Origin of the sequence: Prosthecobacter sp. (assembly GCF_044378005.1) — a bacterium.
In the GTDB taxonomy this organism is placed as follows: Bacteria; Verrucomicrobiota; Verrucomicrobiia; order Verrucomicrobiales; family Verrucomicrobiaceae; genus Prosthecobacter.
In genome coordinates this window covers 15,758-29,392 of record NZ_JBILYB010000074.1, presented here as the reverse complement: position 1 = coordinate 29,392, position 13,635 = coordinate 15,758, and the positions used below count along the sequence as shown (strand labels likewise).

The following is a 13,635-nucleotide window of genomic DNA, read 5'->3' as shown; positions in this document are numbered from 1 at the left end:
CGTTGGGCCTGCTCAAGCACAAGGCGCGACAAGCTTGCCCTTCACTTCCTCTCCCTCATTCAATTCGCCTCCATCATCGACTGGCTCAGATACGGTTGTTGAGGGTTTTCAAACACCGCCTAGTTTGATCATAGGTGTGTGGGTTCAGTTGAGGTTGAGAATTAAGCGGAGGGCATGGCGCTCATGTGGAAGAGTTCCCAGCAGTGGCCATCAGGATCGGCAAAGCTGTGCTGATACATGAAGCCATAGTCTTTCGGTTCGTCATAGATGGTGCCCCCGGCGGCAGCCGCCTTGCGCACGAGGTCTTCCACCTCAGCCCGACTGTCACAGCTCAGGCAATTGATCACCTCAATGGATTTCGAGGTGTCGCAGATGGCCTTCGACGTGAACTGCAGGAACTTCGCGTGTGTGAGGACCATGACGTGGATGTGCTCGCTGATGACGATGCACGCCGCCGTGTCGTCCGTGAACTGCGGGTTATGCGAGAAGCCGAGCGTTTTGAAGAAAGCGAGAGATCGCGGGAGATCAGCGACGGGCAGATTGATGAAGACTTGAGTGCTCATGAAGAAGGTTATTTCAGGCAGATGAAGCTGCCTGTTCAGAGTAACGACGAACAAACCATCCCGTCGAGGACAGGCAGGACACGATTTTGTGAAAAAAGTTTTCTGCTGACAAGACAGCTCTTTCGAGGACTGGGATTATGACAGCCTCATCGCCGATTTCCCACGATCAGGGTGACATGGCGACGGCTTTTCCCATCCCAGAGCTCCCGTCCCATGACCGGACTTCCCCACCCATGAACGATCAGCGTCCGGCCACCATCTGCGCGGCGGCGGCACCCGTGCGCGCAGCCTGTCCTGCGAACCTCATCCACGAGGCAGGACCAAACGCGGTAAGGTGCCGCCGCTGACGCGGCTGAGCCCTGGATAGGATCGTGCCTTCTGGTAGACCGTGGCCTCGGCTTCGGCCACGGCTATTCAATATTCTGCCGCTCTGCGGCAAAGGCAGGTGTTAGCCATCTGCTGTCTTTCCCTTGTGATTTCACGCACCGACGGGATGCCATGTCGTCTTGAACTCGATCAACGCGCGGATCTCTTCCGCGCCCTGCCGCGTGTCAGTAAACCAATCGATAGACTCCTCGGACTTCAGCAAATGCACGCGCTTCACGCTTTCCGCAGCGCCGAGACGCAGCGCCTTTCGTTCTTCCGCATTCACCGCACCGCTGAGCGCTCGCAGATGCTCGTGTGTGGCAAAGGTAGGTAGCATTTCGCTGCGCTGGCCGGCGAGCAGGTTCACCACACCACCTGGCAGGTCGCTGGTGGCCAGCATCTCGCCGAGAAGTATGCTTGGATACGGCTGCGTCGTGCTCGCCAATGCCACGACACTGTTTCCACTCGTGATCGCGGGCAGGATCAGTGAAATCAGTGCCAGCAAAGGCGAATCATCCGGCGCGATGACGCCGATGATGCCCATGGGCTCCGTCACCGTGAAGTTGAAGTGCGATGACGCCACCGGATTCACGCTGCCAAGGATCTGCTCGTATTTGTCCGTCCAGCCCGCGTAATGGACGATGCGTTCGATGCTCGCGGTGACCTCGCGTGATGCATCGGCTTTGGAACTTCCTCCAAGCATGATTGCTTCGGCCAGTTCGGCATCACGCGCCTCGATCATTTCCGCCATGCGATAAAGGATCTGCCCGCGATTGAAAGCAGAACGCTTTGCCCAGCCCGGCCCTGCCTTCGCCGCAGCTTCCACGGCATTGCGCAGGTCTTTGCGAGTGCACTGGGGGATGTTCGCAAAGAAGACGCCCTTGCTGTCATGCAACTCGGCCACGCGTCCGCTCTCACTGCGGATGAAAGCACCGCCGACGTAGCACTTGGGAGTTTTGGTAATGGGGAGTCGTGACATGATGAATCAGACGATTTTGAGATAGTCCAGCAGCCCTTGCTTGCCGCCTTCGCGACCGAAGCCGGACTCTTTGTAACCGCCGAAGGGGCTGGTGGGATCGAACTTATTGTAGGTGTTAGCCCAGACGACGCCGGCTTTAAGCAGCGTACTCATTTTCAGGATGCGGCTGCCTTTGTCAGTCCACACACCGGCGCTGAGGCCAAAGGCGGTGTTGTTGGCTTTTTCGACGGCTTCCTCGGGCGTGCGGAAGGTGAGGATGCTGAGCACGGGGCCGAAGATTTCTTCCCGGGCAATGCGGTGGCTCATGCTGACGCCGGAGAAGAGTGTGGGCTTGAAGAAGAAGCCCTTCGTCGGCAGTCGGCACGCACTCTGATGCATCTCCGCCCCCTCCTTCACACCGCTTTGCACGAGTTCGGTGATCTTGGTGAGCTGCTCGCGACTGTTGATGGCACCGAGGTCGGTGTTCTTGTCCATCGGATCACCCACGCGCAGCACGGCGATGCGGCGCTTGAGCTTGGCGAGCACTTCATCCGCCACGCTTTCCTGCACGAGCAGTCGCGAGCCTGCGCAACAGACGTGGCCCTGATTGAAGAAGATGCCATTCACGATACCCTCCACGGCCTGATCCAGTGGCGCGTCGTCGAAGACGATGTTCGCGGCCTTGCCGCCGAGTTCCATGGTCATCTTCTTGTCCGTTCCCGCCAGCGAGCGCATGATGATCTTCCCGACTTCCGTGCTGCCGGTGAAGGCAACCTTTGTGGTTAGCGCATGATTGATGACTGCCGCGCCTGTCTCCCCTGCCCCGCTGACGATGTTCACCACGCCGTTGGGAAGTCCGGCTTCCTGGCAAATCTCGCCGAACTTCAGCGCGGTGATGCTGGTGGTCTCAGCAGGCTTCAGGACGACACAATTCCCTGCCGCGAGTGCCGGGGCGATCTTCCATGCGAGCATGAGCAGCGGGAAATTCCATGGAATGACCTGCCCCACGACGCCATGTGGCGCGAGCTGTCTGCCAGGCGAGAGGAACTCCAGTTTGTCCGCCCAACCGGCATGATAAAAGAAATGCGCCGCCGCCATCGGGATGTCGAAGTCCCGTGATTCTTTGATCGGCTTCCCGCCATCCATCGTCTCTGCGATGGCGAACTCCCGCGCGTGATCCTGCAACAGCCGCGCGATGCGATACAGATACTTCCCGCGCTCCTTCCCCGGCATCTTGCCCCAGACGCCGGCGAATGCCTTCAGCGCCGCCTGACAGGCCGAATCCACATCCGCTGCATCTGCCAGCGCGATGTCGGCGATCTTGGATTCATTCGCTGGATTGATGGTGGCGAAGTAGCTGCCTTTCTTTGGTGCCACGAAGGAACCGTTGATGAAGAGATCGTAGCGCTTCTTCAGCTTCGGGTCCGCCGTCTCCGGTGCGGGATCAAACTCCCACAGATCGCCGAAAACGAGTTCACGGGCGGGGTTGGCTTTGGGTTTTGGTTTAGAAACGGGCTTGGGCATAGTCTCGATCAGTGGAGGAGATTGCGCAGTGTCATAAATGCCACCGCATTCGAAGTCAGTGTCGCTAAGGGATAAGATAGGCCGAAAGCCAATCCAGTGAAGGCGCTCGGACGCTTCCAAAGCCGCTGTAGGCTCCAAAAAACGACAGCTAAAATGAACGCAGCTTGGAATCCGCCAGCGACACTGAAGCCTGGATTGGCGTCTAGTAGTGCCCAAGGAATAAGAGACACTAGGGGGATCGCAAACACCCAGTCTGGAACCACGGCGAGCAGGATGGAATACATGGTTAATACCCCTCCGTCGCATCGCTGAAGTTCCACGGAGCTTGGTAGGCACCCGTGCGTTCTTTTTCGAGCTGGCGGACGAGGTCGTTCAGCAACGCGGAGGCACCGAAGCGGTAGCGGCGGTTATTCAGCCATTCGTCGCCGAGGGTTTCTTTGACGGCGATGAGGAATTGCAGTGCCTGCTTGGCGGTGCGGATGCCGCCGGCGGGCTTCATGGCGATGGGGACGCCGGTGGCGAGGAAGTGATCGCGGATGGCCTCCAGCATGACTTGGTTATTGCCAAGCGTGGCATTCGACGAGGTCTTGCCAGTGCTGGTTTTGATGAAGTCGTTCGGGCGGATGACGCGCATGGCCAGGAAGCTGGCGGCGCGGATGTTGTCGTAGGTTTCGAGTTCGCTGACTTCGAGGATCACTTTGAGCGTGGACGATCCGCAAGCCTCGACGACGGCGGCGATTTCATCCTGCATGAGGCCGAATTCGCCAGAGAGGAAGGCACCGCGATTGATGACCATGTCGATCTCATCGGCTCCATCGGAAACAGCGGCGCGGACTTCGGCGAGTCTTGTTTTCAGAGGGACCTGGCCGCTTGGGAAGGCTGTGGCGACGGAGGCGATCTTCACTTTGGTGCCGCCGACGTGCTTCTTCGCGTGCTTCACCATGGAGGGATACACGCAGACGGCAGCGGTGGAGGGAATGTCGCCGATGTCGTGCGGTGTGAGCGCCTTTTGGCAAAGGGAGGCGACTTTGCCCGGGGTGTCTTTGCCTTCGAGGGTGGTGAGATCCACCATCGTCACGGCGAGTCGCAGGCCGAAGACTTTTGATTTTTTCTTGAGGCTGCGAGTGGTGTACTTGGCGACGCGTTCCTCGATGCCGACTTGATCGACAGTGCCGATGTCATCGAAGAGTCGGCGGAGGCTGGTGGGCGCTTTGGCGGCGGGCATGGGGCGTTTTTACATGAGGGACGGCTCGGCTGACAATACTGGATTCTGTTTCCATCAAGAATGCCCGGCAGATCTACTCCACCGTGGGAAGCTCGTAGCACGTGGCTTCGCGATCATTGCGGACGAGAAGGTAGCGACCGGCGAGGGTGGGATGGTTCCAGGTCTTGCTGCTGAGGGCATCGAGTTTGCCGAGTTCCTGGAAGCCTTCGGGCTTGGCGGCACAAAGGTGGACGGGACCGTCTTCGCTCTGGATGATGACAAGATTGCCGACGAGCAAACTCTGGCCTGAGGCAAAGCGGCCTTCTTTCCATAGGCGCTCGCCATTCGTGATGTCGAGGCAGGCGAGGCGGCCATCGTCGAGCCCGTAGAGGTGACCGTTCAGCAAAGCGGGGCTGTTGAACTGGGTCTTCATTTTCATGCTGGTCCAGAGTTCGGTGGCGTCGAGTTTACCATCGGAGCCAGCTTTGACTTCGAGCAGGAGGCAGCCCATACCGTAGCCAGCGGAGAGAAACACTTGGTTCGCGGAGACGACGACGGGCTGGGAGGCTTTGGGCCATTTATCGACTCCCCAGGAATGCTCCATAACGATGGTGCCGGAAGCTGGATCGTGGGCCATAAGAGAGCGAGCGTTGTTGCTCAAAATGACGCGCTTACCTGCCAGCGTGGCGAGGGTGGGCGAGGCGTAGCTGGCCTGATCATTACCTGCTTTCCAAGCCGGGCGGCCGCTTTCGGCCTGAAAAGAAAAGAGGACGGGGCCTCGCGTGTTGCCGCCGGTGACGATGACCAGATCATCAAGGATGAGCGGTGAGGCGCAGATGCCCCACTCGATGTTGGCGATGTTGTTTCCCTCCAACACGCGGCGCTGCCAGACGGGCTTGCCAGTGATGGCGTCGAGGCAATTCAAGATGCCTGTCGCGCCGTAGGCATAGACGCGACCTTCGTGAATGGTGGGCGTGGCGCGAGGGCCTTCGCCGCCCTGCCACTGGGTGAAGCGGGCTTTATCGGCATGAGCCCAGAGGAGCTTGCCGGTGAGGAGTTCGTAGCAAGTGACGAGTTCCTCTTCACCGCGCTGCTCCTGGGTGTAAGCGCGGCCCTGGACGACGGCATAGGCGGACCATCCGGCACCAACGGGCTGCCGCCAGAGTTGTTTAGGCGGTGTTTTGAGCCAATCTTTGGCCAGGCCAATGTCGGGCACGGTGCCGTCGCGATTGGGGCCGAAGAACTGGGGTACATCGGCGGCCTGATCGAGTCGTGGATCAGCCGCAAGCGACGTGGGGGATTCCGACTGAGGCAAAGGTGCGGCGAGAGCTGACTGAGATGAGGGCGACCAGCGCCAGATGAGCCTGGGCAGACCACGACCATCGACGACGCCATCCACTCTGAGGAGCAGCTTGAAAGCCACGATGGCGACGATCAGCGCAGCGAGTCCCTTGAGCCTTGTTTTACCTGAGAAGCGTGAGGTGATCAGGAACCAAAGGGTGAGAAGGATGCCTGCGAGCAGGGGGATGGCGGTGGTGATCCAGCCTTTGAGATTGCGCTCCAGTTCATCGCGCTGGCCGACCCAGACGAGGCTGCCGATGGCGAGCAGGGTGACGAGGATGGGAAACCAGGGAGGTGTGCGACGGCGTGAGTCTGACATGGCTCTGATTTACGCTGTCAGGCTGAATGGGGACAGTTTTATAGCGCTGCTTCTGAGAAAAGATCAGGGCACGAAGAACGCTGCTCTTCGTGCCCTGCGGGGGGGCTTTGGGCTGTTGGGGGAGCGTGGGAGATCAGGCGGCCAGGCCAGCGGTCACGGGTGCCATCTGGCGGCTGAATGTTTCGGGAGCTTGGGCGGTATTGACGGCTTTGGCCATGGATTTGCTGAGGTTGTCGAGGGAGTAAGGCTTCAGCATGATGTCCACGGGAGGGCATCGCCCTTCGGAGAGGATGGTGAACTCGTCGGGATCAATGACGAAGCCGGAGCAGATGACGATGGGGGTGTCATTGCCTGCGGCACGGAGTTGCTTGAAGGTGTCGCGTCCGCTGAGCTTCGGCATGTAGATGTCGAGCAGGAGGGCGTCGATTTTTTCACCGCCACGGAGGACGATGTCGAGAGCCTGCTGGCCGTCTCCGGCTTCGAGGACGCGATAGCCGAGGAAAGTGAGCATGTTCACGGCGATGGCACGGACGGGGGCTTCATCATCCACAACGAGGATGGTGCCGCGCTGGCCGACCGGGACTTGGGCGAGACAGGAATCGTAGGATGGGGTGGCTTCCTCGATGTTTTCGGGATCGTTGGTGCGGGGAAGGAAGACGCGGAACTCGGTGCCCTGACCTTCGACGCTGTCGAATTCGATCCAGCCACCGTGCTCACGAACGATGTCCTGGGCCATGCTGAGGCCAAGACCGGTGCCGCGACCCGGATCTTTGGTGGTGAAGAAGGGCTCGAAGATGCGATGGCGCATTTCTTCGGAGATGCCGGTGCCATTGTCACGAACTGCGATCATGACGAACTCGGAGGAATCCCCACCTGCCGGGGTGCGCTGCATGACGTTTTCAATACCGATCTCGATGATCCCGCTGTCGGCAGGGAGGGCATCACAGGCATTGAGGCAAAGATTGAGGACGACCTGCTCGAGCTGGGTGGCATCGGCCAGGGCGAATGAGGCATCCATGCCAGCGCGGATGCGGACGGTGACGCGGGGATCAAGGCTGTGCTTGAGCAGGCCCTGAACATCGGCGAGGAGTTTTTTGAGATTCGTGACCTTGCGGAGCTGGGCGTCAGGGCTGCGACGGGAGTAGCAGAGGAGTTGCTTCACGAGATCTGCCGCACGCTGGGTGGCGTGGCCGGCGCTTTGCAGTTTGTCGCGCACGTCGGCAGTGCTGGCACCGGGGGAGAGTTCGGCGAGGGTGAGATTCCCGCGAATGGCGGTGAGCATGTTGTTAAAGTCGTGGGCGATGCCGCCGGCGAGCTGGCCGATGGTGCCAAGTTTTTGGGATTCACGAAGCTGCTTTTTCAATCCACGGACTTCGCTGCAATCACGAACCATCCAGAGACGTCCGATGACCTCTCCGACCTCGGTTTGCATCGGAGCGGTGCGGACGCTGAAGATGCGCTGCTGGGTGTCCGCCGTTTCGGCCTCGACTTCGTCGCGGAGCTGGGGATTGGCATCTGTTGAGGAGATCCATTGCAGCATCCGGTCTTTTTCGATGAAACGGCTGGCGATTGCCTCCATCAACTGCTGAACGCTGCGTCCACCGACTTCCTCCAGGGGGCGTCCGAGGAATTCGTCGAGTTTGGCATTGGAGGCGATGATGTTGCCGGTGGAGTCCACCACTGCGACGCCTTCATCACTGGCGGCAAAAATACCCTGGAGGGCGGTGAATGCCTCCCGGAGGAGACGCTCGGCATTTGTCAGCCGCTGGGAGGTCTGACTTGCATGTGTCTCGGCTGCATTGAGGCTCTGGCGGTGCTTGGCAAAGAGCATGTTGATGTCACAACGCAGCTTCCAAAAATCCTGAGGGAGCCAGTCGGACATTTCCTTGGTCGGCGGGATACCGCGCATGACACTGGCGGTGGTGTTCATGACCGCGGACACAGGTTTGAGAGCCCAGCCACTGAGGAGATAGCCGCCGATGAAGACGCCAGCGAGGAGCACAAAGCCCCAGGAGCTGAAGAACCAATCGAGCGAATTGCCCATGAGCTTGGCTGCGCCAATGGCGGGCAGCCAGCCGAAGAGCAACATCGGAAACATGAGACGTAAGCGGAGCTGATTCATACGGGTGTGGAGTTGAGGATGACGGGAGGTTGGGAGAAAAGGCTCTGTCGCTCAGCTTCACTCAGCGGAAGACTGCTGCGAAAAAAGGCGGCACCGGGAGTGCCCAGCATCTTTACCTGGGCTTCCGCGAGCATGCGCTCGACTGCGGCAGGCAGATGATCATCCAGCCATGAGGTAATGATGGGCTCGATGTCGAGACCAGAGGGCGGCGCTGAGACTGGCGCAGCGGGAGCAGATTCAGCGCGGCTTAGCTGTGCCTCCAGCCCATCCAACCGATCTTTCAAGGCACTGACTCCCATCACGGCACCAAAGAGGTCGTTTTTGACCTGTTCGATCTCTCCATGTAGCTCCTGCCTGAAGGCTTCCATATCCGACTCCTCAAGCGAAGAAGTGGGCGCAGCCAATGGCAACTGAGGAGGGCAGGAAGTTGGAGCTTCCTTTGCCAGTATTTCCTGGGGAAGAGGGCTGGATGCTTGGGGAAAGGGTGACAGTGGGGAAAACTGCCTTTTGTTGAGTGGCGGTGCTTCGACCCCGCTCTGCCGTACCACCAGAGCGGCAAGCCCTTTTGGATTCCCTCTCCGCTCCGGGAAGACGACGCCTGAGTCTGGCTGAACGTCGAAGGATGGGAGGATGACCGTAGGGATAACTTCGCGATCGGCCTCGGCAGGCTTAGAGGCATGTTCCGACTCAGCGCTCTTGAGTGAGTGCATGTTCACCGGAAAAGGACTTGTCGGAATGGCGTCCAGCGTACCCGTAAACGGCTCATGACTAACGTCTTTCAATATGCTCGAACTTGCCCCGACCACCGGAGCTTCCGGTGGATAGACTGGGGGGGTAGGCGAGCTGAAGAATGAAAAAGCGAGAGGCATTTTTGCTATGGTAATTATTAATTTTTCCATAAATACAACAAATAGTCCAGCGGAAAATTTAGTTTATCCAAACTATCACCCCACCCTGATCGTGCAGAATAAGTGATTGATTTGCCGATATTCGCCAGCGTCAGATCCATGTGAGCAAGCCAATCCAAAGCAAAAACCCGCGCCAATTCATTCGAATGGTATGCACGTTCAGATCGCCTCTGCCGCAGTGCCTGTCGGTGGGTGCAAACCAAGCGGCAGATTTTCCCGTCGTTTTTCTTGTCACCCAGAGGCCAGTAGCCTATGAAGGCAGCCGCTCAGGAAGTTGAACTCCCTAAATTTCTTCTTTTCTGGTGCGGCCTCACCTCACTCCTTGGAACCATGACTTTCTTCCGTGTGTTTGCAGCCCTGGCTATGGCCAGTGCTCTCTTCTCCCCGAGCGCTCAGGGGCAGGCGATTTTGGACTCTCTCACCAGCGACCTTAATATTGAGGGTCTGGAGACCACTTATGACCCCACGACAGGTCTCGCCCTGGCGAAGGGGGATGTGCGCATCAATTACGCAGATGTCGAAATCCGCTGCGGCCAGGCCAGCTACAACTCCACAACCGGCGAAGTCATCGCCCGCGAAAACGTGGTCATCTGGAAGGCCGGCGTGACCTATAAGGGCGACAACATCATCTACAATGCCAACTCAGGTGAGATCAGTGGCGACGCCGTCCGCAGTGCCCTGCCCATGGAAATCGGAAATTTGTTTTATGAAACCGACCGCATCGAGACAGAGACCAAACTGATTCAGAAGGTCGAAGGGGGAGAGACTTTCCTCACCTCCCATGATTCGGAAGACCCGAATTTTCGCCTGCGTGCCCGCAGCCTGACCATTCAGCCGGGTGACAAGGTTACTTTGCGTGGAGTCACGGTTCTGGCAGGTGACACTCCTGTATTTTACCTCCCTGTCGTCTCCCAGTCTCTGGATCAGGAGATGAGCTACCGCTTCAATATTGGTTCCCAGAGCCGCTGGGGTGCCTTCATGCTCAATCAGTACACCGTCATGCATGGCGACCACACACAGGGCCGCTACCACCTCGATCTCCGCTCCTCCCGTGGTGTGGCAGTCGGGGCGGACTGGCTCTCCATGCGCTACAGGAAGAACTGGCAGAACTTCTCCGGCTTGAAGATTTACTACCTCAACGACTCCGATCCAGATCAAAACCGCACCGCGGCTGTCCGCGGCCCTGTGCCGGACAACCGTTACCGCATCAACTTCCAGCACCGCATCTACCTGCCCGGCCCGGAAAAGAGCACCTGGTATCTGGATTTCGACATCAATAAGATCAGCGACCAGCACTTCTACGAAGACTTCTTCTTCAATGACTTCCGTGAAACACCGGAGCCTGACAATCAGGTTTCCCTCGTCCACGTCGCCCCGGCTTACATCGCCACCCTGATGGCCCGCTTTCAGGCCAACGATTTCTACACCGTGGGTGAAAAGCTGCCCGAACTGGCCATCGACTGGACACGCCGTCAGCTTTGGAACACTGGCATCTACCATCAGGGAACCGCTGCCATCGGCTATCTCAGGGAGTCCGCCAGTGACCTCGAAGAACGCGCCCTCCAATCCTCCATCGACGGTTTGGCTGGCAAGCCGCTCAGTGGCAGTGATCGTGATGCCATCCGTTCCGTTCTCGGCCTTGGCCTAGATAGCTCAGTTGGAGGCACAGAGTTCAGCGACATCCTCCAATTAATGGACGCTGGCATGGTCGAATACACACGCCTTCACACCTACCACGAGTTCCTTTACCCAAAAACCTTCGGCGGCTGGCTCAATGTCGTCCCCAGACTCGGCGTCGGAGTCACCCACTACGCCGGACTGCAACGAACCGTCGATGGCCTCCCCTCAGCCAACAAATTCTCCAGCGAGACGAAACCCATCTTCCATGCAGGTTTGGATATCTCCTTCAAGCTTACCAAAACCTGGGAGGACTACACCAATGAAGCCCTCGGGCTCGACGGGCTCCGCCACGTCATGCAGCCTTATGTCAATATCTCCTACCTCGACGCCAGCCAGACCGACGGCTTCCCCGGAGTCGATCGTCTCACCCCCACCACCCGCCCGCGCCCCATTGATGTCCCTCTTTACTCTGCTGTCGATGGCCTGAGTTCCTGGAACATCACCCGCGTCGGCTTGAAAAACTACCTCCAGACCCGGCGTGACTACACCAGCGAAGGCATGGGCCGTTTCACCGCTGCCAACGACGACCCCACTCAGACCTACACCTTCGCAGGCATGAACACCTATGTGGACCTGTTCGCCCATGACCCCGAGTTCGACCGCAGCATCTCGAATCTCTACAACGAGCTCTTCTTCCGCCCCGTCCCTTGGATCAATCTGTGGATGGACATGCAGCTCCCCATCGTCAGCGAGCAGGGCAATTTCACCGAATTCAACCAGGGCGTCACCTTCATGCCCTCGGACTCCATGAGTGTGACTCTGGGACATCAGTTCATCAACGACAACCCTTACTTCCAGGACTCCAATCTCTTCTTCTCCCGCATCTATGCCCGCATCACAGACAACTGGGGCTTCGCCATGAATCATGTGTTTGAGGCCGACGACGGCACCATGGAATTCCAGAGCTACAGCATCACCCGTGACCTCACCAGTTGGGTCGCCTCCCTCGGAGCCATGCAGCGAGACAACCGCAACGGTCAGTCCGAATTTGGCCTTCTCTTCACCCTTACTCTCAAAGACTTCCCGAATCTTACCATCCCGCTCGATATCGACCCCAACCCTTCGGGACGCGGTGGCAATCAGTAAGGCAGGTGCAGAGTTTGGCAGCCTACCGCAGCCTTTCATTACCAAGTGCTCAGTCAGCATTTAAAACTGGGCCCTGCGAACTGAGAACTAGAAATCTTAGCGCATCCGCCTGCCTCCGAGCTGGCCCCATTTCATCGAATATAAAGTTTCCAGAGCCGCCCTTCCCGCTTTTGGTAGCTCACCCCAACCCCTTTTCCCCTTTTTCATGAAGCTCACCATCATCGGTTCTGGTTACGTCGGACTCACCACAGGCGCCTGCTTCGCCGAAGTCGGGCACCACGTCGTCTGCGTGGACAATGACCCACGCAAAGTCGAGACCCTCCTCGCCGGCCAGATCCCGATTTATGAGCCCGGCCTCGAAGCCCTGGTGAAAAAAAACGTCGCCGCCAAGCGCCTCCGCTTCACCACTAGCACCGAGGAGGGCGTCGATCACGGTGAAGTCCTCTTCATCGCCGTCCCCACCCCACCCCAGCCCGATGGCAGCGTCGATCTCACCTTCATGGAAAAGGTCGCCCGCGAGATCGCCCAATACCTCAGCAGCTACCGCGTCATCGTCGATAAAAGCACCGTCCCCGTGAAAACGGGTGAGCGCGTCGCCCAGACCATCCGCCGCTATGCCAAGCCCGGCGTCGAGTTCGATGTCGTCAGCAATCCCGAATTCCTTCGCGAAGGCAGCGCCGTCCCCGACCTCATGAAGCCCGACCGCATCGTCATCGGTGGTAACACCGACCGCTCCATCGCCCTCATGCAAAAAGTGTACGAGCCCTTCGCCGCACCCGTCCTCGTCACCGATATCAACAGCGCCGAGCTCATCAAACACGCCGCGAACAGCTTCCTCGCCCTCAAAATCAGCTACGCCAACGCCCTCTCCGAAATCTGCGAAGCCAGCGGTGCCGACGTGCTCAAAGTCGCCGAAGGCATCGGAGCCGACAAACGCATCGGCCGTGACTTCCTCAATGCCGGCCTCGGCTATGGCGGCTCCTGCTTCCCGAAAGACATCGCCGCCTTCATCGCCATCGCCGACCAGCTCGGCACCCCTTTCACCCTCCTGAAGGAAGTCCAGCGCATCAATCAGCACCAGATTGATCGCTTCATCGAAGGCATCCGCGAAGCCCTCTGGGTGCTGAAGGACAAAAAACTCGCCGTCTGGGGCCTCGCCTTCAAGCCGAACACTGACGACGTCCGCTCCTCCGTTGCCATCACCCTCGTGGAAAAGCTCGTCGCCGAAGGTGCCATCGTCTCCGTCTATGACCCGAAGGCCATGGACAAAGCCAAAGCCCTCCCCGTCGCCTCCAAGATCACCTTCGCCACCAGCCCACTGGAAGCCGCGCAGGGAGCCGAAGCCCTCATCATCGCCACCGAGTGGCCCGAGTTCGCCTCTGTCGATCTCGCCGAACTCCGCGCTACCATGCTCGCCCCCATGATCTTTGACGGCCGGAATCTTATCGACCCCGTCGCCGCCGCCGACTTCGGCTTCCAGTATCGAGGCATCGGTCGCGGTGTCGTGGAGACACGGGCATAAGCCCGGTGAACGAGCCAAGTTTTGACGGTTTGGCACACGCGT

Annotated in this window: 9 protein-coding genes; 2 read left to right on the top strand and 7 right to left on the bottom strand. The window is 58.8% G+C overall.

Annotated elements, in window-relative coordinates; translation table 11 throughout:
* Nucleotides 1-161: 161 nt before the first annotated feature.
* From AC6FTP_RS14970 to AC6FTP_RS14940, 7 genes are all read right to left on the bottom strand, one after another.
* On the bottom strand, nucleotides 162-563 hold the full coding sequence (locus AC6FTP_RS14970) for a VOC family protein (protein WP_497207723.1): 402 nt from the start codon (nucleotides 561-563) through the stop codon (nucleotides 162-164).
* Nucleotides 564-1,041: 478 nt separating this feature from the next.
* Complete coding sequence (locus tag AC6FTP_RS14965) at nucleotides 1,042-1,908, bottom strand: aldehyde dehydrogenase family protein (RefSeq protein WP_497207722.1); 867 nt, start codon at nucleotides 1,906-1,908, stop codon at nucleotides 1,042-1,044.
* Between the two features lie 6 nt (nucleotides 1,909-1,914).
* Entirely contained in the window at nucleotides 1,915-3,411 is a 1,497-nt protein-coding gene (locus tag AC6FTP_RS14960) for an aldehyde dehydrogenase family protein (protein ID WP_497207721.1), read from the bottom strand.
* 286 nt (nucleotides 3,412-3,697) lie between these two features.
* A complete protein-coding gene (gene deoC / locus AC6FTP_RS14955) occupies nucleotides 3,698-4,636 on the bottom strand; it encodes a deoxyribose-phosphate aldolase (RefSeq protein ID WP_497207720.1) in 939 nt (312 codons plus the stop codon).
* Between the two features lie 73 nt (nucleotides 4,637-4,709).
* A complete protein-coding gene (locus AC6FTP_RS14950; RefSeq protein ID WP_497207719.1) occupies nucleotides 4,710-6,275 on the bottom strand; it encodes a PQQ-binding-like beta-propeller repeat protein in 1,566 nt (521 codons plus the stop codon).
* Nucleotides 6,276-6,408: 133 nt separating this feature from the next.
* On the bottom strand, nucleotides 6,409-8,397 hold the full coding sequence (locus tag AC6FTP_RS14945; RefSeq protein WP_497207718.1) for a hybrid sensor histidine kinase/response regulator: 1,989 nt from the start codon (nucleotides 8,395-8,397) through the stop codon (nucleotides 6,409-6,411).
* A complete protein-coding gene (locus tag AC6FTP_RS14940; RefSeq protein WP_497207717.1) occupies nucleotides 8,394-9,296 on the bottom strand; it encodes a hypothetical protein in 903 nt (300 codons plus the stop codon). Before AC6FTP_RS14940 ends, AC6FTP_RS14945 begins: the two co-directional genes overlap by 4 nt.
* 339 nt (nucleotides 9,297-9,635) lie before the next feature.
* On the opposite strand from AC6FTP_RS14940, the gene AC6FTP_RS14935 reads away from it, so the two are divergent.
* On the top strand, nucleotides 9,636-12,071 hold the full coding sequence (locus AC6FTP_RS14935) for an LPS-assembly protein LptD (RefSeq protein ID WP_497207716.1): 2,436 nt from the start codon (nucleotides 9,636-9,638) through the stop codon (nucleotides 12,069-12,071).
* Between the two features lie 205 nt (nucleotides 12,072-12,276).
* Nucleotides 12,277-13,593, top strand: a complete 1,317-nt coding sequence (locus AC6FTP_RS14930; protein ID WP_497207715.1) for a UDP-glucose dehydrogenase family protein — start codon at nucleotides 12,277-12,279, stop codon at nucleotides 13,591-13,593.
* The last annotated feature ends 42 nt before the right edge of the window (nucleotides 13,594-13,635 follow it).

Bases quoted from the DNA above. Each gene is read 5' to 3' on its own strand.
- AC6FTP_RS14940 (WP_497207717.1), bottom strand. From the start codon at position 9,296: ATGGAAAAATTAATAATTACCATAGCAAAAATGCCTCTCGCTTTTTCA.
- AC6FTP_RS14950 (WP_497207719.1), bottom strand. From the start codon at position 6,275: ATGTCAGACTCACGCCGTCGCACACCTCCCTGGTTTCCCATCCTCGTC.
- AC6FTP_RS14935 (WP_497207716.1), top strand. From the start codon at position 9,636: ATGACTTTCTTCCGTGTGTTTGCAGCCCTGGCTATGGCCAGTGCTCTC.
- AC6FTP_RS14945 (WP_497207718.1), bottom strand. From the start codon at position 8,397: ATGAATCAGCTCCGCTTACGTCTCATGTTTCCGATGTTGCTCTTCGGC.
- deoC (WP_497207720.1), bottom strand. From the start codon at position 4,636: ATGCCCGCCGCCAAAGCGCCCACCAGCCTCCGCCGACTCTTCGATGAC.
- AC6FTP_RS14960 (WP_497207721.1), bottom strand. From the start codon at position 3,411: ATGCCCAAGCCCGTTTCTAAACCAAAACCCAAAGCCAACCCCGCCCGT.
- AC6FTP_RS14970 (WP_497207723.1), bottom strand. From the start codon at position 563: ATGAGCACTCAAGTCTTCATCAATCTGCCCGTCGCTGATCTCCCGCGA.
- AC6FTP_RS14930 (WP_497207715.1), top strand. From the start codon at position 12,277: ATGAAGCTCACCATCATCGGTTCTGGTTACGTCGGACTCACCACAGGC.
- AC6FTP_RS14965 (WP_497207722.1), bottom strand. From the start codon at position 1,908: ATGTCACGACTCCCCATTACCAAAACTCCCAAGTGCTACGTCGGCGGT.